The sequence below is a fragment of the Butyrivibrio sp. TB genome (assembly GCF_900110805.1).
Lineage (GTDB): Bacteria > Bacillota > Clostridia > Lachnospirales > Lachnospiraceae > Butyrivibrio > Butyrivibrio fibrisolvens_C.
This window is the reverse complement of the sequence record NZ_FOER01000004.1, coordinates 128,556-149,280: the sequence shown is the minus strand read 5'-3', so window position 1 is coordinate 149,280 and position 20,725 is coordinate 128,556. Positions and strand designations below refer to the sequence as shown.

The 20,725-nt window shown below is 39.4% G+C and carries 18 protein-coding genes and 1 riboswitch; of the genes, 2 read left to right on the top strand and 16 right to left on the bottom strand.

Features of this window, described 5'->3' with window-relative positions:
• Nucleotides 1-240: 240 nt before the first annotated feature.
• The 11 genes from BMX21_RS04105 to BMX21_RS04055 form a co-directional block, all read right to left on the bottom strand.
• Nucleotides 241-945: a response regulator transcription factor gene (locus BMX21_RS04105; protein ID WP_092041618.1), complete on the bottom strand. Its 705-nt coding sequence runs from the start codon at nucleotides 943-945 to the stop codon at nucleotides 241-243.
• A gap of 110 nt (nucleotides 946-1,055) precedes the next feature.
• Nucleotides 1,056-2,168 (bottom strand): hypothetical protein, encoded by a 1,113-nt coding sequence (locus BMX21_RS04100; RefSeq protein ID WP_092041615.1) that lies wholly within the window; start codon nucleotides 2,166-2,168, stop codon nucleotides 1,056-1,058.
• A gap of 138 nt (nucleotides 2,169-2,306) precedes the next feature.
• Nucleotides 2,307-3,476: a hypothetical protein gene (locus BMX21_RS04095; protein ID WP_092041612.1), complete on the bottom strand. Its 1,170-nt coding sequence runs from the start codon at nucleotides 3,474-3,476 to the stop codon at nucleotides 2,307-2,309.
• Nucleotides 3,473-4,012, bottom strand: coding sequence for an RNA polymerase sigma factor (locus BMX21_RS04090; RefSeq protein ID WP_177173913.1), 540 nt, complete (start codon nucleotides 4,010-4,012; stop codon nucleotides 3,473-3,475). The genes BMX21_RS04095 and BMX21_RS04090 overlap by 4 nt, the downstream gene beginning before the upstream one ends.
• A gap of 370 nt (nucleotides 4,013-4,382) precedes the next feature.
• Entirely contained in the window at nucleotides 4,383-5,036 is a 654-nt protein-coding gene (locus BMX21_RS04085) for a prolipoprotein diacylglyceryl transferase family protein (RefSeq protein WP_092041606.1), read from the bottom strand.
• Nucleotides 5,037-5,038: 2 nt separating this feature from the next.
• Complete coding sequence (locus BMX21_RS04080) at nucleotides 5,039-5,479, bottom strand: hypothetical protein (protein WP_092041603.1); 441 nt, start codon at nucleotides 5,477-5,479, stop codon at nucleotides 5,039-5,041.
• 176 nt (nucleotides 5,480-5,655) lie between these two features.
• Nucleotides 5,656-6,126 (bottom strand): 6,7-dimethyl-8-ribityllumazine synthase, encoded by a 471-nt coding sequence (ribH, locus tag BMX21_RS04075; protein WP_092041600.1) that lies wholly within the window; start codon nucleotides 6,124-6,126, stop codon nucleotides 5,656-5,658.
• 191 nt (nucleotides 6,127-6,317) lie between these two features.
• Nucleotides 6,318-7,562: a bifunctional 3,4-dihydroxy-2-butanone-4-phosphate synthase/GTP cyclohydrolase II gene (locus tag BMX21_RS04070; protein ID WP_092041597.1), complete on the bottom strand. Its 1,245-nt coding sequence runs from the start codon at nucleotides 7,560-7,562 to the stop codon at nucleotides 6,318-6,320.
• A gap of 56 nt (nucleotides 7,563-7,618) precedes the next feature.
• Nucleotides 7,619-8,332, bottom strand: a complete 714-nt coding sequence (locus BMX21_RS04065) for a riboflavin synthase (RefSeq protein WP_092041592.1) — start codon at nucleotides 8,330-8,332, stop codon at nucleotides 7,619-7,621.
• 76 nt (nucleotides 8,333-8,408) lie between these two features.
• Entirely contained in the window at nucleotides 8,409-9,854 is a 1,446-nt protein-coding gene (ribD, locus tag BMX21_RS20140; protein ID WP_177173912.1) for a bifunctional diaminohydroxyphosphoribosylaminopyrimidine deaminase/5-amino-6-(5-phosphoribosylamino)uracil reductase RibD, read from the bottom strand.
• A 308-nt stretch (nucleotides 9,855-10,162) separates the two neighbouring features.
• Nucleotides 10,163-10,277, bottom strand: a riboswitch (FMN riboswitch).
• Nucleotides 10,278-10,356: 79 nt separating this feature from the next.
• Nucleotides 10,357-10,980, bottom strand: a complete 624-nt coding sequence (locus BMX21_RS04055; RefSeq protein ID WP_022754000.1) for an ECF transporter S component — start codon at nucleotides 10,978-10,980, stop codon at nucleotides 10,357-10,359.
• Nucleotides 10,981-11,417: 437 nt separating this feature from the next.
• Here BMX21_RS04055 and BMX21_RS04050 point away from each other — a divergent pair, with 437 nt between their 5' ends.
• Nucleotides 11,418-12,941: an alanine/glycine:cation symporter family protein gene (locus BMX21_RS04050; protein WP_092041588.1), complete on the top strand. Its 1,524-nt coding sequence runs from the start codon at nucleotides 11,418-11,420 to the stop codon at nucleotides 12,939-12,941.
• Between the two features lie 472 nt (nucleotides 12,942-13,413).
• Here BMX21_RS04050 and BMX21_RS04045 read toward each other — a convergent pair whose 3' ends face one another.
• Both BMX21_RS04045 and BMX21_RS04040 read right to left on the bottom strand, forming a co-directional pair.
• Nucleotides 13,414-15,852, bottom strand: coding sequence for a glycoside hydrolase family 9 protein (locus tag BMX21_RS04045; protein WP_092041585.1), 2,439 nt, complete (start codon nucleotides 15,850-15,852; stop codon nucleotides 13,414-13,416).
• 594 nt (nucleotides 15,853-16,446) lie between these two features.
• Nucleotides 16,447-17,229: an AAC(3) family N-acetyltransferase gene (locus BMX21_RS04040; RefSeq protein ID WP_092041582.1), complete on the bottom strand. Its 783-nt coding sequence runs from the start codon at nucleotides 17,227-17,229 to the stop codon at nucleotides 16,447-16,449.
• Nucleotides 17,230-17,519: 290 nt separating this feature from the next.
• Between BMX21_RS04040 and BMX21_RS04035 the strand changes: the two genes are divergently transcribed.
• Entirely contained in the window at nucleotides 17,520-18,404 is an 885-nt protein-coding gene (locus BMX21_RS04035) for an AraC family transcriptional regulator (protein ID WP_092041579.1), read from the top strand.
• Nucleotides 18,405-18,458: 54 nt separating this feature from the next.
• Here BMX21_RS04035 and BMX21_RS04030 read toward each other — a convergent pair whose 3' ends face one another.
• From BMX21_RS04030 to BMX21_RS04020, 3 genes are all read right to left on the bottom strand, one after another.
• Entirely contained in the window at nucleotides 18,459-18,662 is a 204-nt protein-coding gene (locus BMX21_RS04030) for a dTDP-4-dehydrorhamnose 3,5-epimerase family protein (RefSeq protein ID WP_092041575.1), read from the bottom strand.
• 38 nt (nucleotides 18,663-18,700) lie between these two features.
• Nucleotides 18,701-19,795, bottom strand: coding sequence for a helix-turn-helix transcriptional regulator (locus BMX21_RS04025; protein ID WP_092041570.1), 1,095 nt, complete (start codon nucleotides 19,793-19,795; stop codon nucleotides 18,701-18,703).
• A 364-nt stretch (nucleotides 19,796-20,159) separates the two neighbouring features.
• Nucleotides 20,160-20,705, bottom strand: a complete 546-nt coding sequence (locus BMX21_RS04020; protein ID WP_092041567.1) for an NUDIX domain-containing protein — start codon at nucleotides 20,703-20,705, stop codon at nucleotides 20,160-20,162.
• Nucleotides 20,706-20,725 lie beyond the last annotated feature (20 nt).

Sequence of the window (20,725 nt, the reverse complement as noted above, 5' to 3'; positions counted from 1 at the left end):
TTCACACTGTTAATCATTTTATGAATTCATGGCATGATATCTGTAGCTTTTTATTCTGGGGTCCAAACTCGCTTCGCTCAAACATGTGGACCCCTGGCAGAATAAAAAGCTACAGATATCACACTCATGAATTCTATAAAATGATTAAAAAGCGTGACAATAACTTATATACTGCCTATCACTGTAAAGGCTTTGGGGATGCTGGTCCGTCCAAGTGAGAAGTTTTAGTAATTATATATTTTATTTATCAATAATATAACCAAGTCCGCGTACTGTCTTTATGATTTGGGGATTGGATGGATCTTTTTCTATTTTATCCCTTAGTCTTTTGATATAGACAGTGAGTGTATTGTCGTTAACAAAATCTCCGTTAACATCCCACATATCTTCAAGGAGGCGGCTTCTTGTCATGACAGTTCCTCTATTATTGCAAAAGGCAAGAAGCAGCCTATATTCCAGTGCTGTTAGCTCAGCCATCTCCTCTTTGCCTGTGTCGTTGACTATTCCAACTTTGGCTTCACTTATATATATACGAACATTTTGAATCTGAAGAATGCCTTCATTATCTGCGTTATTCTCTCTGCCATGGCCACTTCTTCTGAGCACTGTTTTGATCCTGGCCATTAGTTCATTGATCCTAAAGGGCTTACATACATAATCATCAGCTCCCATTTCAAGTCCCATGACTACGTTGACTTCTGCATCGCTGGCTGTTAAGAAGATTACCGGTACATCTTCTTTTCCTTTAATATATCTGCAGACATCGTATCCGTTTCCGTCAGGAAGATTGATATCAAGTATGCAAAGGTCATATTCATTTTCTGCAAATGTGCTCAGCGCCTCGCTCTTGGTTCTTGCATGAACCACTTCGTAATTCTCTTTTTCCAGTGAGTACTTAAGCCCCATTGCAATTGCATCATCATCTTCCAGCAAGAACAGCTTCATGGATATCTCCTCAAAATCAGTGTCCCGGTTATTGTCACTACCATCATATTACAATGCGGAAGCTTTTACATTACAGTTTTGTCACAATTACATAGGCTGATTCATAAAGCTTACTGCTCCCCAAGATACTCGAAACTCGCTCCATAATCATGGGATATGTACAATCCGGATGGATACTTGCCAAGCTCTTCGCTGTAATAATCACCCGACCATTGGCTCTGCCCTACAAGCATATATAGATTCCCATCTTCTGACCAAACTTTCTCAGGAATGACAAAAGGATTATAGACCGTTCCATCTGAAAGCTCGATCTTGGCTGATGGATAATTGATCTGCTTAAATGAATGTCCTCCATTTGTAGTTCTGAACAAAAGGGCGTAATCTCCACCACTATATGTAAGGCAGGCAAAGCCAAGGCATGTGTCATCAATAAATGTGATCCAGGTTGACTCTCCACCGCTTCCATTAAAGGGATTATCATTTATCACTATCGACTCATCTCTCCCATTCTTATAAGAAATCAAGTAGAAATAACTACTACCGGCAGCTCTATCAACCGGAACCATCTCGTATGTGATTCCATTGCCCGTTTGATATGAACTATCTGCTTCATAATCTGAAAAATCTTCTGTATTTGCTTTATCATCAAATATAAGCGCACCATAATCAGTCTGTCTATCTGACTGAGAATCTGGATTATTAAGCTTATAGTCCACAAAATCATATATGCCGTTATATAGAGTTTTTCTATTATATTGATTACATATATAAAAAGATGGGTTAAAAGAATCTGATGACGAACCAAAATTCACAATTATTTCTCTATAGATCCATGGTGCTTCGTCATAGGTAATCTCATTCAGACAGATTTCTATCCAATCGCATATATCTTCACAAAACCAGGATATATCCTGCATACCGTTTTCATCTAATATCGGCACAGTCACGGTCCCTATAAGATTATCACTGCACTCTTTGGTCTCCCAGCTAAGGCTTCTCTGAATCTTCTCCGGAAAAGTCTCTTCGGCTAAATTTTTGAACTTTTCCAGGATCTTGTTTTCTTCTTCCTTCTGCTGTTCAATATCAGTTGTATCAGAGTCATCTTCGCTTATTGCCTCTACTGCCTGATCCGCTCCGCTCTGTTTCTTGTCAAGATCAGGGCTGGCGCAAGCTGACAATACAAGGGCAAGTGAAAGGAATATCCCAAAAGCTTTTCTCATCATTTTGTTTAATCTCCATATACCAATTAATATAGTTTTACTTACATTAGTATATATTTTCTTGGAGGTGTTGTCATAATTATTATCTTTGAATAATATGATCTATGACATACTACAACGCTTTACGGTTATAATGATCTATCAGCTCTTGGGTACATATATTACAAAAGTAACTGTCCCATCCTCATTGAGAGTATATGTTTCTATCCAAAGATCTGATAATCCTTCTGATGATGCCCATCCAAATCTGTCACTCATGCCTGCCACACCATCAGGAAACAGATCATCGACTGCCACACACCCATTTCCGGAGCCGCCTGAAGGAATCACGTACTCATAATTTATTAAGCCATCCTTATCAGGAGTAAGTATCTGTCTTGTGGATTCTACCGGCTCGGCATATTCATCAATATTGTCTATAGTCAGCTTTGCCATGAATTCTTCTACATCTGCAGGCAGTTTCTGAGAAAGTTCATTCTCATCAGCCTCATCCGGATTATTGATCTTCTCAAGAATAGCATTTGCTTTATCCTGATCAGCTTTTGAAGCTTCAATTGGAAGGACAAACAGGGCATTCACACCGCTGTAGTCACTGTTCCTTGATAATGAACCGGTATTTGTATCGTAAATATAAGCCTCAGAATTATAGAAAGATCCATCAGATACACCTAAGTATATTTTACGATCTGCAAATGCTTCAATGTTTTCAACTTCCATGATTCTATACTGAACTCCGTTTTCTACAACAGCCAAATACCCTCCTGCATTCAGTGAAAAAATATTATACTGGGCAGGATCTAAGCCCTCAATATATGGTGATACCAGAAAGTCTTCTTTTCCATAATCATCGCTTGATGTGTCAGGCATAGGAGAACCATCTGCTCTACTGATCGCAACAGCAGCATATGTATTATCACTGATTATTTCTCCATTATCTATAGAGATGTATTCAGACAGATTTTGACCTGATACAAGCCCAAGGAGAGTTACATCATAGTCCTCAAAATGCTGAGTTTGCGCTTCCTTTAGAAGATTATCCGAGCCAAAACCTTCAGCAAGTTTATTCTCAGATAGAGCTGATGCCACTTCCTGTGCTGATAAGTATTTCAGAGCAGCATATGCTGTTACGGAAGAAAGTGCAATCACCAAAGCAAAAATAGCTGCTGCAGATAATGAAAACTTATGTTTAAGCGGAACAATTCTTTTCATGTTAATCTCCTTGTTAGCTTCTAATATTTTCCGGTTCAGGTTGATAGATGGTTTCTCCATAGGAGAAAGTGCTTCATATAATACATCATCCATATTTTTCATCTGGCAATTACCTCCTCACCCGTGCTTTCAGTCAGTTTTCTAAAGAGCAAAGCCTTCGCCTGATGGAGCCGGCTCTTAACAGTTCCCTCAGGAACGCCAAGCAGTTCTGATATTTCTGCTATCTTTCTGTTCTCCATATAATAAAGTAGAACCACAATTTTCATCTTTTCCGGAAGTGCTGCTACACATTTTCTCACGAAAGCTCCATCTTCATTTCTTATGATGCGTTCCTCCAGTTGATCAGAATATTCCGGACTGATATCAAGCTGAGCTTGCGGAAGATATTTTTCTTCTTCAATCTTCTTTCTCCAGGCAAATTTCCTTTTCTTATCTTTCCAAAGATTTACAGAAACAGATAGTAACATAGTTTTCATATCATCATATCCGCTTTGAAGTTTGGGACTTTCCATGACTTTTAAAAAAGTGTCCTGATAGAGATCATCTGCTTCCTGCCGGCTTTTGGTAAGATAACAGCAAAAAGAATATATATCCCTGCCATACTTTTCTATTACATACTCAAGTTCTGTTTGTTTCATTTGATCACCATAGTTTTTCAAGACGTCTTGTATTTTGAAAGCTTTCATTAATCCTTTCACAGATATATCGTAATAAGGCGTCAAAAAGGTTCATTTATATAAAAAATAGCCTCCGGATTTATAAAATCAGAAGGCTATAATCTTTATTTTTGTAATTCATGCATTTAGCTCACTGCGACGCTTCCTGATCAGAACTTCAAGATTGTCCTTGTTGTCAGAAAAAAGATCAAGAACCTGGCTTGCAACTGTTCTTGCGTTTTACTTCCAGCAAATCTGTAACTCCGTTTCTTATCTTATGAGGTTAGTGTCAAAAGTCACTTTTGACCAATACATCATATTATTAGGCATACTTAACAAGCAAATTTTGATACTAAATATCCTTTTTTAAGAATCTCTGATGCTTTCTTACAATTATATATACTATTAGTATTATAACTATCGCAAGGCACATTATCTGATTGGCGCTGATAATCTTATCTTCATGCGTATCTCTCAGAAAATCAAGCAGCATCTTGACTACAGCATATATAACAGATGATGCGAAGGGATCATATATATCTTTATAGTATATGATCATAGAAATAATATATATAAGTATAAAGATAACCGCTTCAGTTATCTGCACCGGAAAAAGATTCCCTTTGTCTGTAACAACGTGAAATATGCCATCGTAGTGAATGCCGGCACAGCATCCGGCAAAAGCACAGCCTATTTTGCCAATTCCGTACATAAGTGGAAGGCTTAGGGTATATGCTATCCAGAAATCTTTTTTGTACTGAGGTGTTATAAGTCCAAATATTATAACTCCAAGTATAAGTCCTAAAGCTCCTCCCGTACTATTAAGGCCGCAACTCTTGGTTCCTGATAGTATTGCAGTTATGATAAACGCCATATAAAATGTGAGAGCCATCTCTAAAATCACGGACAATCCTATGATAGATGCCTTTACATTTTGTCTTCTAAGTACAACCGCTGCGGACAAAAGTCCCAGCACAAATGATGATAAAATCATTAAACGATACATGATCACCCCATCTCAAGACAGGAAATAAACTCTCCGCCGCAACTACCAATCGCGCTTGAGCATGCGATAACGAGTAATAGCATCATCAAGAATAATAATATAAGCTCCGTTATATAGATGATGACAAGCACTCTGGCAAAAGTACTTCTGGGATACCTGACTATCGCGACTATAGCAAGGACATATCCGGATATAAGCAACAAGCCCGGTACAGCTTCGGTGAACATAGCCATGACATCTATTAATAGATCAAAGAACTGATTACTCACGATAAGTATCAGATTGGCCAGTGCCCAGCACACAAGAGATGCAGTACATAAAGCCTTGCATGTAGCACTGTGGTTGTCATTATTTTTTTTCTGTTGTTTGATAGCCTCTTTGGCAATATACTCAGGCACAGCCGGACCATTTGTTATATTAGTGTTCTGTTCGTTCTCTCCCATATGATTCCCTCTGTAAAAAAATGTCTTTTGAACCTCACGACCTATTTTACATTATTATTGCTGAATCAACCACAAAAATCCCTTCTGCCTTGCCGAAACTGATAGGTTATAAACTGCCGGTTCCAAAATGGCCGAAGGGATATATTCATGAGATACATTTATGAAATATGATATGATCAGATCTTGTCTATAAGGTTTACCATTTCTATAGCTGAAAGAGCGCAGTCGTAACCTTTATTGCCTGCCTTAGATCCGGCTCTTTCTATTGCCTGCTCGATGTTCTCTGTAGTTACTACTCCAAAGAGTACCGGAACACCTGTAGACAGGCCTACCTGTGCAACGCCCTTGGATACCTCATTGCATACATAATCGTAGTGAGATGTTGATCCTCTTATAACTGCGCCTACTGCAATAACAGCGTCATACTTGCCGCTTGCTGCCATCTTCTGTGCGATGAGTGGGATCTCAAAAGCTCCCGGTACCCATGCTGTCACGATATTGTCTTCATCTACGCCGTGTCTTTTGAGTCCATCCAGAGCTCCTCCAACAAGCTTATTGACTATGATCTCGTTAAATCTGGATGCTACGATTCCGACTTTCATTCCTTCTTTTGCTACAAGTTTTCCTTCAAGTAAATTTGTGCTCATTTCATGTCCTTCTTTCTTTACTTTTTTAATTTTATGCTAGTGCATGGCTATCAGTTCAAATGATTACCTTGATATCATTTGCTGATATCCTGCTATTGTTATTATTTTTATTAGATCTCAGCCTGCAATTATTATTAGTTCTTTGTTCTGGATTTTGTTCTGCAAGTTTTATTAGCTTTTGTTTTTAGAACTTAACCTGCATATTTGGGCTGTATCTTCTTGGTTCTCTCATTTAGGAAGATATGGCCCATTTTCTTTTCCTTAGTAAGCATATAGAACTCATCGTACTGCTGGGCTTCTATCTCTATGGGGATGCGCTTGTTTATAGAAAGGCCAAGTCCGTCAAGGCCGTACACTTTGCTGGGGTTGTTGGTCAGGAGGTTAAGGGACTTAACTCCAAGGTCTCTTAGTATCTGAGCTCCTACCCAGTACTCGCGAAGGTCAGGTGCAAAGCCAAGTTCCAGATTAGCTTCTACTGTATCTCTGCCCTGTTCCTGAAGTTCATAGGCTTTTAATTTATTGATAAGACCTATGCCTCTTCCTTCCTGACGCATGTATAGAAGGATGCCTCTGCCTTCTTTCTCTATCTGTGAAAGAGCCGCTGAGAGCTGCTTGCCACAGTCGCACCTAAGGGATCCGAAAACATCACCTGTAAGGCACTCAGAATGCACCCTGCACAGCACACCCTCTCCATCTCCTATATCGCCCTTAACCAGTGCGATGTGGTGCTCACCAGTAACATCGCTGACATAGCCGTATGCCTTGAACATGCCATACTGCGTAGGAAGATTGACTGTTGCCTCTCTTACAACGTGCTTTTCATGGATTCTGATATAGTCCTGGATATCTTTGATCGTGATAAAAGTAAGTCCGTATTCATTTGAGAGTCTCTTAAGCCCATCTGCTCTCATCATGTGACCATCTTCCTGCATTATCTCGCAGCAAAGGCCGCACTCCTTAAGGCCTGCAAGTCGCATCAGATCTACGGTTGCTTCGGTATGTCCATTACGGATGAGGACTCCGCCCTTTTTGGCCACAAGAGGGAACATATGTCCAGGTCTTCTGAAGTTCTCGGGCTTTGCATCATCAGATACTGTCTTCATAGCTGTAAGCGATCTGTCGTAAGCTGAAATTCCTGTGCTGGTATCTACATGGTCTATGGATACTGTAAATGCTGTCTCGTGATTGTCTGTATTGTCTGTTACCATCATCGGTATATTAAGCTTTGCTGCTATGTCGCCGCTCATGGGCATACAGATAAGGCCCTTACCGATACTGGCCATGAAGTTGAGATTCTCCGGAGTTGCATATTCTGCAGCGCAGATAAGGTCTCCTTCATTCTCTCTGTCATCATCGTCTGCAACTACTATGATCTTGCCATTCTTAAGATCTTCAAGAGCCTTAACTACAGATGTCTGGTCAAAATTTGAGTTCATATTCTATCCTTCTTTCTATTCATTACTCAGTCTTGTTACTTTAGTAGCGTGGTATATTAAAATCCGTGTTCTTCAAGAAAATCCATTGTTATACCACTATGCGACAGCGTATTTGTATTATGAGAAGATCCTGTTAAACCTTCCGTTTTTAGATCACTTCTATTTTCTTTGACATGGCTGCCTGTCATTCCCAGAAGCTTCATGACATATTTTCCAATAACATCATTTTCCAGATTGACGATATCTCCTTTTTTCTTATCAAGAAGAGTTGTCTGGAATCCTGTATGTGGGATGACTGATGCGCTGAAGGTCTTACTACCAACATCAGTAACAGTAAGGCTGATGCCATCTATACAGATGGAACCTTTTTCTATGATCAGGCTTAAGATATCTTCAGAAGCTTCTATAGTTACGCGAATAGCTATGCCATCTCGTATAAGTGATACGATCCTGCCCGTTCCGTCTATATGGCCACTGACTATGTGACCGCCAAACCTGCCGTCTGCTGCCATCGCTCTTTCAAGATTGACATGCTCCATATTTTTAAGACTTCCAAGCCCTGTCCTGTTAAGAGTTTCCGGCATGACATCTGCCGTGAATGATGTATCGTCCATGGAAGTGACTGTAAGGCATACGCCGTTAACTGCTATGCTGTCTCCTATCTTTGTTCCTTCAAGAACCTTGGATGCTCCTACCTTAATGTACGAGCTGCTGCCATTAAGTTGCTTTGCAAGAAGTTTTCCTTTTTCTTCGATTATTCCTGTAAACATGGCTTTCCTTTGCTATTATTTATTCCTACTATTATTTTTTTACTTTTAGTATGTTATCTATCATTGATATGAGGCTTTATATATTTTTAATCTTTTTAGTATTGGATTTTTGCTGAACTTCGTACTCGATAAGTACATCTGTATCAAAAGCTCTTATCTCAGGATCGGACAGCCTTATGCTTTCTTCCATCTTCGAAATGCCAATATCTGCAACTGGGGTATAAGTGCCGCTTCCGCCGACAATCTGTGCTCCTACAAATGTGTATATCTTATTGACCTTCCCTGCCGCGATAAAAGCTGCATTTATATGCTTGCCACCTTCTACTAAGATTCCGTCTATCTTTAACTTACCAAGCTTGTACAAAAGGTCTTCAACGCTTATATGTTCACCTGAATCATCCGCCCATTCAGCTTTAGTCTCATGGGTTGGAATAGCTTTATGATCAGCCTTATAATTCTCTTTATGATCTTCTTCGTGATTATCTTTATGATCATCTTCAAGATCATATTGGGTGAATCCGCCAGAGCCTTGCGCGGCAACTCCAAGTACTGTTACTCCCATAGATTTAAGAGCAGCGATTTTCTTTCTAATTGCCTCGTTATCTTTAGCATCTTTATGATCAGATTCTTTATCTTTAGTTTTTTTATCCTCTTTGTCTTTATTTACCTTATCTTCATCATCTTCTTTTTCTTCTTCATAATTCTCATTATCAGTAAGATACTTATCAAGACAGGCTACTATCAACGGGGCTTCATTTATACTTTTAACAAGGTTGCAGTCAAGAGGAATCTTGAGATGACTATCCATTATGATCCTTATAGGATTCCTTCCCCCGGAAAGTCTGCAGGTAAGCAACGGGTCATCTGCAAGAACCGTGCCTATCCCTGCAAGGATACCTGTGTAGTAGCTTCTTAGGTCATGAACGTATGCTCTTGCCCTTTGACCTGTGATCCACTTAGAGTCCCCAAAGTCTGTAGCAATCCTTCCATCAGCTGTCATCGCATACTTTAAGGCAACGTAAGGCTCCTTGTTCACAATATAATGGAAAAAGACAGGATTGATCCCATCACACTCTTCTCTAAGATAATCCTCTATTACTTCTATTCCATTTTTTCTAAGAAATGCTGCCCCTTGACCTGACACCAAAGGATTAGGATCTCTTGAACCTATAACAACTCTACTGATCCCTGCCTCTACAATTGCCAATGTGCAAGGCGGCTGCTTGCCATAATGACAGCATGGTTCAAGGGTCACATATATAGTCCCACCCTGAGCGCTTTCCTTAAGATGCCTTATAGCATCCCTTTCAGCATGAAGATCGCCATATCTGTGATGATAGCCTTCACCTATAACTCTGCCATCCTTGACTATCACTGCTCCTACCATGGGATTGGGATTAGTACGTCCCTTGGCTGATAGTGCCAGTTCGATAGCTCGCCTCATATATTGCGGATCAAGATCAGATTCTATTGAGGAATTAACATACTGCGAAGCAGTGCATACTAGGTTGTTTTGATTCAATTGTTCCCCCTTTTTCTTCGGGGATATGGGAATCCGATAAGATGATGAGTAAATGGCTTAGATATGATAAGCCCAGAAGAATACCGACTAATATGATAAGAATTATCCCCTTAGAACCAATAAAAAATGTGCCCCTTCGGAAAGAGACACATCACCATCTTAAAGATTCATATACTATATCTGTATTTATATCAATAAATAGTAATTATGATAATACTACTAATCCGATAATAAGTAGCTACATACAATAATAGCTATATCATCAATATTGATATAATCTTATAACTATAGATACAAGTACGAAGGTAATCCTACTTCTCTCATCCAGACTTTACTGTCGGCCCCGGAATCTCACCAGGTCATGCCATAAGGCTCGCGGGCTATACCGCCGGTTGGGAATCGCACCCAGCCCCGAAGTTTATTATTAGTATTTAATTTTATGTAAGCATAAGCTTACGCCACATAGTATAGATTAGTTTTTATATACTTGTCAAATACATTTTTATGCAACTGTTTTGGATTCAGAATAGTTTCCATCTACTGCTCCAAGAAGACCTGTCTTAAATAGAACAGGACGAAGTGCAAGATATATGATCACTCCTATTATGGAATTGGTAACAGCATTGATAACAGTTACTGTACTGGTAACTGCAAGAAGTGAACCGATGGCTGACTGGGCTTTGTCTGCATTAGGTATGAGAATGGTATACCAGATATATTTAAGGACCGGCTCAAACACGCAGTTAAAAGCAAGACCGGCTACTGCTGCAATTATGGACCATCTTACAATATAAGCCTTATCATGATTGTGGGATATGCTTGCAACTTTATGTGCAACAAGGCCAACGATAAGTCCTATAAGCAGCTTACAGATAAATGTTCTGGGAGCTGTTGCTGCAAATCCGCCGAGGATATCCGCTATTGAAAGTCCAATAGCACCTGCAAAGCCGCCATATACACCGCCAAGAAGCAGTGCTCCAAGCACAACAAATGCATTACCTACATGAATCTTGGTTCCCGCCGCATCTATTGCAGGAAATACTGTATATCCTACATAACAAAGTGCAGCCATAAGACCTGCATATGCAAGCTTTAATAGTCTTTGGTTCTTTTCTGTCTTTTTCATAATGTCCTCCCTTTATAAGCGAATTAATATCATATGGGTCAGGTGTCATAAGTTTCCTTGGCCATCATATGACGATAAGTAATGAAGCATGTCAAAAGATGGATGAGATATTATTCACTCAGACTTTTTGTTTCAGATAATATAACACTGATCTGATCTTGATTATATTACCAATTATGCAAAAATAATTAATACCAGTTTGATTGATATGTAAAAATTTAACAAAAAATGCGCCCACCAAAGACAAATGTTTTTCATGTATGGACATTTTTTCTCTTTATTTTGTTATTTTAATGTGGTAAAGTAAAGAAGTGCATGTTTATGCATTACTTGGATATTGCTTTTTTAATGCCACATCGATGCCAGTGTACTGACTCGTTCATATTTGGTCAAATATGAATGAGCCAGCACACTAGATTACAGGAACGGAGAGTATTATGAATAATTTTTTATCTACGGTAGAAAACGTCAACAACGCTGTAAACGGCTTTGTATGGGGACTTCCTATGCTGATACTGTTAGTAGGTACGGGTATCCTTATGACATGCCTTACCCGCTTTTTCCAGATATCACATATCAGACATTGGATATCCAATACCATCGGCGGAATATTCAAAGACTCTCATGTAACTGCGCATACTAAGAAGAATGACACACAGATATCCCAGTTCCAGAGCCTTTGTACTGCGCTTGCAGCTACGATCGGAACCGGCAATATCGCAGGTGTTGCTGCTGCCATCGTTTCCGGAGGTCCCGGTGCAATATTCTGGATGTGGATCGTCGCTTTCTTTGGAATGATGACCAATTTCTCAGAAAATGTCCTTGGTATCTACTACCGCAGAAGAAATGAACGCAATGAATGGTGCGGCGGTGCCATGTACTACCTTAGCGACGGACTTGGTTCAAAGCCAGGATGCAGGTATATCGGTTCTATACTTGCTGTTCTTTTTAGTATATTCTGTATATTCGCTTCTTTTGGTATAGGCAACATGGGCCAGATCAATTCTATCGCTGTTAATATGAATACCGCTTTTGGTGTTCCCAGCATAGTCACTGGTATCCTTCTTATGATCCTTGCAGCCCTTGTTATAGTAGGTGGTCTTAAGAGGATTGCTTCTGTTACAGAGAAGCTCGTCCCATTCATGGCTATCATCTATATGATATGTGCTATCATCGTATGCCTTGTGCACATCGATCAGTTCGGTGCTGTATTTACTTCCATCATCAAGAGCGCCTTTGGTATGCGCGCTGTAGGCGGCGGTATTGTAGGCAGCGGCGTAGCTATGGCTGTTCAGTGGGGTATGAAAAGAGGTGTGTTCTCTAACGAAGCAGGTCTTGGTTCTTCAGTTATGGTTCACTCAAGTTCTAACGTAAGAGAGCCTGTAGTTCAGGGTATGTGGGGAATCTTCGAAGTATTTGCAGATACTATTATCGTATGTACTATTACTGCATTTGCAGTTCTTTCAAGCGGCCTTGTGGATCTCGAAACAGGAACTGTTATATCAGATCAGGTGTCTACTGCTCTTGTAGCAGAGGCTTTCTCTACTGTATTTGGTAAGTTTGGGTATGCATTTATCGCTATTGCGATCCTGCTCTTTGCCTTCTCTACAACTCTTGGCTGGAGCCAGTATGGAAGCAAGGCTTTTGAATACCTCTTTGGAAGAAAAAATATCAAGTTCTACCATATAATCTTTGTAGTGTTCATAGTATTCGGCGCTACTATGGATCTGACACTTGCATGGGATCTGTCTGATACCTTCAATGGTATGATGGCTATACCTAACCTTATCGGTGTCATCTCCTTAAGCGGTACTGTTATGAAGATCACACGCAACTATGTACAGCGTAATATCCTACACCAGAATATAAAGCCAATGCTGTCAGCTATTGATGATATTCAGGAGCTTCACGAAAGGGAATTAAGAAAAAAGCTTGAAAATGATGAGGTAGAGACTGCGTAAGTGCTGCAAACCAAAATCAGAAAAGTGTTCATCCCTTGGGATTTGCCAGTGCCTACATTTTATAAATCATTATCACATCAAGAGAGTTTTAGTTTTATCATTACATTCTCCTAATGTGTTGTATAAAACGACAAATATTTAAAAAGCCTTGATAAGCTATGTTTTGAACTTATCAAGGCTTTTTGCAATGCTTTTTTGCAATGCTTTTTATCAGCGATAATAAGCTGTTACTGTTTCACCGTTGTCTCCAAGAGCTACAACATGATCAAGACCTATGAACTTGCCATTAGAACCATCTGTCGTACCATACGTCATCAAGAAGTGTCTGCTCAGTGAAGTCTTTCTTGAACCAGCTCTGTGCATATACAAGTGGGCCATAGTCGTGAGGTGAGTATACAAGCTGACAGCATACCGACCAGTGCTCTATTTCGAATAACTCTTTTCATATTATGCATTGAGATTGTCCTTTCCCTCACTCTACTGTCACGCTGATCGATTCACTAACACTGCCTGCACCCTGAATACCGAATTCTGTAGAAGAACCCGGCTGTAACGTAGAATTCCAGGACATTGGAGTGATCACATAGTAATCACCTGACTCATCAACATTGACGCACCAGCTTGAATCAATTGTAACTTCACTCTTCTTAACTCTGACTGTCCATCCATCGACTGTAGTATCGGAATTATTCTCAACCTTGATAATAACCTGATATCCACTTCCCCAATTGTTGACTGTATAATCAGCTGTAAGTTCACCTAGCTGCGTGGGTGTTGGATCAGGGTCTGGTACTGGCTCTGGATCTGGTGTTGGCTCTGGATCTGGTGTTGGCTCCGGGTCTGGTGTTGGCTCTGGATCAGGATCTGGTGTTGGATCCGGAACTGGTGTTGGATCGGGCTCCTGAACAGGTTCAGGAGCATAGCCTTCACCTATTACAAGCTTGGATCCTTCGAACAACTGCATACCTGTTGGTGCTGTCATCTGGCTATTGCTTGTGCCGCCAAGGCCTGCAACGCAAGGACTCTTAGAATAGTCCCACTTGCCGGGAGCTGATACTCTTATCTGAAGCTCACACTTGCATTCGCTCTGTCCACCGGGATATATCTTAGCTCCATCAAGGTTAAGGTCTATATAATATATACCTTTTGTATCAGATTCCTTGAATTCAGAGATCTTAACTGCATGCTGCATATAAGTTGTAGATACTTTCATGTCTGAAGCACTGTATCCCTGTGCGATAACATCACTAAGATCAAAGAACATACGAAGTGTTAAGTTGTCGGTCAATCTTGCAGGCCATGCTGTATGGTTCTCCATAACAGTCTTGATCTCAACAAAATTAACCGCATTGTTCTTATCTTCACAGTTGATGCCTGCTGTAAGGACGAACTCTTTGCCATCTGTCTCTTCTATAGCACTTGGGATCTGAACTGCGCCATATCCGTTTTTCTCATAAAGGTATGCGCATGCGCCTGTAAAGCCTGCATTGTAATCACATGCAACTTCGTTGGCCTGATAATCACTGCGGACATCCTTGTAAGAGCTGTCTGAAGGAGCTCCAGGACCGCCTACGATAGCGCCAACGAGTGTGTGCCTTGAATTCTCAGGTGCTGCATTGAGATTATTGGACCAGCATCCGTGCGCTGCTCTGTGGTGAGGATTCTTAGGAGAGTTCTCATTATAGCCAACCATGAAGTTCTGACCGGAACTACCAAGTGTATAATTAATAGTTCTTTCGATATACGCATTGGCATCTGCGATATGAGTAGCATCAGCCTTATCAAGTCCTACATAGATAGTATCTATGAAAGCCTGGTTACATGCATAACGTACTGAACCCCACTCGCTAAGGAATGATAATCCGCCGGGTGTGATCGTTATAGAATTGGATCCTTCTTTTTTGCCATTCCAACAATCAATACTGTTCTCAATTACGTCATAATACTCGTCCTTGCCTGTGAGTTCTGCAAGAAGGAGGCATGCTCCAAGGTGAGTATCATCCCAGGACATGGTCCATGAAAATGCAACCTCGTCACCGCCCTGGAACTCTTTGCCAAAATATGCAGAGTACTGCTCAGCTTTTTCCAGATAAGACTCATCTCCTGTAGCCTTATACAGCCAGCATCCAGCAAGTGAAAGTTCATCATAAAAACCGCTATAAGATGTATAGAATCCATTAGCAGCCTTGTATCCGGAATCGCTCTTAGCTCTCTCTGCCATACCATAAAGAGTCTTTGCATGTGCAAGATACGAAGCGCTTAGTGAAGGATCAGAATCTTTGAATACAAGTGATGCTACTGCAAGGGAAGCAGCTGCTTCACCGGTAACGCAGGATCCGCCACCAGCTGACGTATCATCGACCTTGAATGAAGGTCTGTCCATCTTTAGTTCAACGAGTTCGGGTGCTCCCCAGAAGCCATGGTCCTTGCCACCATCGCCAACCTGATAATAATATGTGTTTGAATCGGGATTGCATTTTACGAAATAGTCATTGGCCCACTTGATATCATGAAGCATCCACTTGGCCTGCCCAGACTGGGAATATGCGTCCGGGTTGTTAAGATATGACCAGCCAAGAACCATTGATGAATAAGACATTGGCAGATTGAACTTAACATTATCGCCTGCATCGTACCAGCCGCCTGTAAGATCCAGACCATTGTCAGCACCATCATTTAATCCTGAATCAGCTCTCCAGTTAGTCCTCGAAAGTGTCTCTTCGGACAGCTTACCTGACTCCTGAAGCTGATAGAAAAGCAATGATTTGGCGAGAGCATCCCCATAATTGTAATTGCCTGCAGCATCTGCCGTCACTGTTACTGATGGGAATCTGCAACATGTCGCAAGCAGGACTGCCGACAATGACCCCACTAGAACTTTCTTGCAAAAAGACTTTGTTTCTTTGTGCATTTCAAGGCTTCCTCCTTTAAATGGTTTTGTATTTAGTAATATCAGCGCGCATGATATTAGAATTCGTTATCTCGTACTATGTATACATTCTCGAATAGTTTTACTACAAAAAGTAACTTGGAAAAGCACTATTATGTATCGAAAAAGCATTTAGTTTCCATCAAATAACTATACAATCAGTATATTTTAGAGGATACAAAAATTCAGTTTACAAATTACGTAATTTTTACATCAATATCTTCACACTTATATTTTAAGCTAAAAACAAATCCATCTATAGATGCCATAAATATCATAACTTAAACGTTTACTTTAGTAAATATAGCAAGTTAATATTTGTTAATATCTATTAATATTATTACGCTTTTTATAGATATTAATCACAAAATATCGTACTGTTTTTTCTTGTTTTGTGGATTTTAGACATTAAAAAAGTATACTTTTAGTATACTTTTTTAATAACTGCATCGAATTTATATAAGATAAGAGTTCCATCAAAATATGCTGTCAGCATCTGCACCTAGCGCCTTGACCTTATTTAGGAACAGGAGACAGTTATCAGCTTCCTCCTGATTAAATTCGTAGCCGCAAACTTTATCTTCGATTTTGTTCTATCCAAGAGACAGAATAATCAACCAGCTCTACCTGGCTCATCAATCTTGATTCAGCTTCTCCTATTTTTCCAATGTTAACTTTACTATTTTTTTCAAACTCTAATCCTATATCCTCAAAGTCCTCTCCATCAACAAATAATGTGGAGTATGCTTTCCACACTCGGATGCCGTTCTCTATGATTGCACTGTGTTCTATACAATCATGCTTTCCCGGATAATCTGCTCTGACATCGGCTAAATGTATTGAAGTATTTTTGTCGTAGCCTACCCCAATTAACAAAACCTTAGCATCAAGCTCATAGAGCCTTGCAATTGGAGAACCTTCTCCAAATATATTAGATAATGAATGATTTTCAGTAAGATACGTAGCATATTTTCCCCAGGCACAGACTGACCTTGCGGGATGATTTGACCTGACACTTCCAGGCCATCTACGAAACATCTCAGCAACCGCTCCCATTGTATTAGTCGGAGTAATATTTTTATCATATGCCGGCCAATTTGCTCTGATTTTGTCCCACTCTGATTCGTCCACCTCCCAGTGTACTCCCGTTTCTGGATCCAAATTCTTCCACGACTGGGTCGGCATCATGATTGTGCCTTCAAGACCAACCACATCGATCAACGCTTCAATTACTGTTTGTGCTCCTCCACATACATATCCGATTTTTTTTAATGATGTATGTACAATAACAACATCTCCTTTTTCTAGTCCAATCCTAATAAAATCATCAATTAACTCTTGCTTAGTTATTGTTTGCATATTAATCACAGAATCCTCTCTAAAAATCATCAAGTAGTGTTCGAAAATAAGCCTATTCCCATTTTTAATTACAAATTTACAATTTCGTTATTATGTATAATAATGCTATTATATGCATAATTATAGTTTTATTCTTGTATAAAACTTTCATTTGATTACACAATACTGCTTTATGTTTTATAAAGGAGAATAAATCTGAAAGTGTTCCACTTTCAAACCCAAATTGGTGTCGCGAGCTCCACCAATTTGAACCATTAGCCGCTCGCTTTGCTCGCGACATGAGGTTAAAAATGAATAATTATCACTCACTTGTTTTAGATCAAAAGGAATCCACAAAACATGGAGAGCATTCCTTTCCTGTACGAAAATACATCACAACTTTATCAGCTGATTGTCCAGTTGTCACAACTCATTGGCATGAAGAAGCAGAATTAACAATGCTTATAGAGGGTGATTGTACATATCAAATTGATTTGAAGGAATATCACATCCAAGCGGGGGATTTGGTATTTATCCCTCCACTAATTCTCCATTCACTTTGCAATAAGTTAAACAACGAGATTCTATCTGAAACATTTGTATTTCATTTGAATTTTCTTGGAGCAAATACCACAGATATATGTTCTACACAATATTTGACACCTATAATGAATTTAGAATTTTCTATACCATTTATTATCTCACCAGAGCATAAAGCATATTGCTCGCTCAAGGACATCTATTATCAGATTAGTAACTTATATGCCGAAAAATCGTATGGATACGAGCTTGCAATAAAAGGTCTGTTACTCCAGGCTATTTTTCTATTGCTGCAGACTAGGGAAAAATCAACCTTCCCAAATGTGTCTACCAAATCAGACAATTTGAAAAATGTACTTGATTATATTGAATTAAATTATGCAAAAAATTTGACAATATCAGAATTAGCAGATGTCTGCAATTTTAGCGACTACCATTTTATGCGTTTTTTCAAGAAACATATGAACATGACATGCATAGAATATATTAATATCTTAAGATTAGAAAAATCAATAGAATTGTTTAAACAGGGAAATACATCCATCGTGGATGTTTCCCTGTCTGTAGGCTTTAATAACCTATCATATTTTCATAGGGCATTCAAAAAAAAATACCATATGACGCCTCTTTCGTATATAAAACTGACACAGTTCTAATACATTGAGTTTTATATCTATAAGTGGTATCACACTTTCAGCGTTCTCTATTTTTTACAAACTCATATACCTTTTCTGAACAGCACCAAATGTCTTGCTGTCAGTTCTTGTATCAACATTTGCTCCAAAGACGTATCCGTAAGCTACTGTAACGAGCTTATTCATAGCTTCGCCGTGGAGACCTCTTACAGCGCCCTTTTTAGTTATTGTAAGATTGATCTGCTCCCATCCATTTACAAAATCCGGAAGTACTTCCATCTTTTTGTACTCCTCTGTTTTTTTAATTGAAGGACTGACTATCCAAAAACAGCCTGATATTTAGGCGCTTTGCGAATCTTTTCAGCTATCTCCTCAGGAATAATTTTTATATATTCTCTAAGCATATTTTCGTTTACATGAGCTATAAGTCCGGGATAATCCGATATGGTTTTTGGTTCTTCCAAATCCGAATCAATTCCTTTTCTCTCCCAGGCATCTTTAAATCCCAAAATATACTCATATGCTTTATCGAAGTATTTGATCGTTTCTTTTTCTTTTCCTTCCTTAGCGCTCACTTGAGCAGCACCAAGATAAAGGAAACACATATCGCTATGGAAATATCCGTACTGCGATCCGTCCAATACACTTTCAAGTATCTTTACCAAAGAAAGATATAGCTCTAATTTATCTTTATATGCTGGTTTATGATAGTCCCTATGCCCTTTAACCGTTACAAAGACTGCTTCATGAATAAGAGAAAGCAGCGCTCTTTCCATGTATTCCTTTGCCTTATCTGCATCCGGAGTATTGGTAAGGATTATTTCACGGCATACATATGCAGGTGAACTCTCCGCTGCTATTTTTTCTACCTCAACTCCATCACCCAGTTCATAATATATACGGGCAAGGCTCTGCGTTATATTGTCTTTCCAATGGGAATCGTCTGTGTTGCTTTTGGCCTTCTTTAATAGTTCTGCAGCTTCTCTTAAAGACTCCTCTTTTTCTTTCTTACTTTTATCTATATAGGAGCTCTTCAACTGGAGAGCCACCGACAACCTGAACTGCAGCTGACATTCATTAGGAAACTCTGCGAGCGCTTCCCTCAAAAGAGATACCAGCTTATCAACCGATTGCTTTGACCACTTTACTCCGGGATTATTCATAACATCCGCTTCTCTTAAAATGCCAGAAAGTCTTATATTACGGTCATTATCGTAACCAAAGAGCTCATCTATTGTCACATGAAAATAATTAGCTATAGCCGGTATCATTTCCATGTCAGGATAGCCCTTATTAGATTCCCAACGGGAGATTGCCTGATTAGTTACTCCAAGCGCAGTTGCAAGATCTTCCTGTTTCCTTCCATCACGCCTTCTAAGTTCTTTGATCTTTTCGCCTAACATTATCTGCATTTTAGTTTCTCCTTCAATGAATTCACCGGTGTGATTTCATTATGAAAAAAAAAATATGTGTTTCAACAATCAATTCATTGTTTATAAATCAACGATTCGTTTATCAGAGTTAGCTACTCCTTCTTCTTGAGAGATTCATTTTACTTTTGTGGCCATATGTTGTTGTGGTTTTGCGTTTATTCCGTCAATTCTTTTTAAGACTTTTACAACCATTCAGCCTTGCATCAGATTGTAAGGTCTGATATCTGACATATCAGCAATCTTACCAGATACCTTAAGCATATCGAGATCATACTGATTTTGAATTATGAATTCCATGAACTTCATTATTTAAAATAGCATTTCCTTTTTACATCCTGTAATGTCAGGACTTTATCAAGTCCATACTGTCTATTATCTCTTTTGCTCTCTTAAGAATAGGTACTTCTCTTCCTGCAACAAGTCTTCCAAGCGGTGTCTGTCTTCTAAGCTCATACTCTGCAAGGGCATCTTCATATCCTATCTTAAGGGTGGAGAGGTGGAAATCCTCAATCTCGTCCTTGGTAAGATGCCTGTCACCAAAGCCTTTGGCCTTGCACAGAAAGTAGTTGTTGATGTTATGCCTGTGGATTAGGTTATAGTAGTCACTTACAACTCCTATCTTACAGATGACATCAACATCTGCTCCAAGCTCTTCATTAAGCTCCCTTCGAATTGCTTCTTCAAGATTTTCACCAGCTTCAACTCCGCCGCCGGCAGTCTCTATTATTGTTGCCTTGCCAAAATCATCATCTCTCATCGCTCTTACAAAATAGAAATTCCCATCATCGTCAAAGACTATACCTCTTGCAATATTTCTGTCATGATCAGTATATGTAAGCGGCCACTCTTCGTCCTTAAGTTCTATATATAGATCTTGATTGTTATTCATATGTGAAGTCTCCCTTGTTT

Coding starts and splice junctions, on each gene's coding strand:
- BMX21_RS04030 (WP_092041575.1), bottom strand. CDS start 18,662: ATGGAAGTACTTCCGGATTTTGTAAATGGATGGGAGCAGATCAATCTT.
- BMX21_RS04095 (WP_092041612.1), bottom strand. CDS start 3,476: ATGAAAAATATGGATGATGTATTATATGAAGCACTTTCTCCTATGGAG.
- BMX21_RS04040 (WP_092041582.1), bottom strand. CDS start 17,229: ATGCAAACAATAACTAAGCAAGAGTTAATTGATGATTTTATTAGGATT.
- BMX21_RS04100 (WP_092041615.1), bottom strand. CDS start 2,168: ATGATGAGAAAAGCTTTTGGGATATTCCTTTCACTTGCCCTTGTATTG.
- BMX21_RS04020 (WP_092041567.1), bottom strand. CDS start 20,705: ATGAATAACAATCAAGATCTATATATAGAACTTAAGGACGAAGAGTGG.
- BMX21_RS04065 (WP_092041592.1), bottom strand. CDS start 8,332: ATGTTTACAGGAATAATCGAAGAAAAAGGAAAACTTCTTGCAAAGCAA.
- BMX21_RS04025 (WP_092041570.1), bottom strand. CDS start 19,795: ATGCAGATAATGTTAGGCGAAAAGATCAAAGAACTTAGAAGGCGTGAT.
- BMX21_RS04090 (WP_177173913.1), bottom strand. CDS start 4,012: ATGAAACAAACAGAACTTGAGTATGTAATAGAAAAGTATGGCAGGGAT.
- BMX21_RS04050 (WP_092041588.1), top strand. CDS start 11,418: ATGAATAATTTTTTATCTACGGTAGAAAACGTCAACAACGCTGTAAAC.
- BMX21_RS04035 (WP_092041579.1), top strand. CDS start 17,520: ATGAATAATTATCACTCACTTGTTTTAGATCAAAAGGAATCCACAAAA.
- BMX21_RS04070 (WP_092041597.1), bottom strand. CDS start 7,562: ATGAACTCAAATTTTGACCAGACATCTGTAGTTAAGGCTCTTGAAGAT.
- BMX21_RS04105 (WP_092041618.1), bottom strand. CDS start 945: ATGAAGCTGTTCTTGCTGGAAGATGATGATGCAATTGCAATGGGGCTT.
- BMX21_RS04045 (WP_092041585.1), bottom strand. CDS start 15,852: ATGCACAAAGAAACAAAGTCTTTTTGCAAGAAAGTTCTAGTGGGGTCA.
- BMX21_RS04085 (WP_092041606.1), bottom strand. CDS start 5,036: ATGTATCGTTTAATGATTTTATCATCATTTGTGCTGGGACTTTTGTCC.
- ribH (WP_092041600.1), bottom strand. CDS start 6,126: ATGAGCACAAATTTACTTGAAGGAAAACTTGTAGCAAAAGAAGGAATG.
- BMX21_RS04055 (WP_022754000.1), bottom strand. CDS start 10,980: ATGAAAAAGACAGAAAAGAACCAAAGACTATTAAAGCTTGCATATGCA.
- BMX21_RS04080 (WP_092041603.1), bottom strand. CDS start 5,479: ATGGGAGAGAACGAACAGAACACTAATATAACAAATGGTCCGGCTGTG.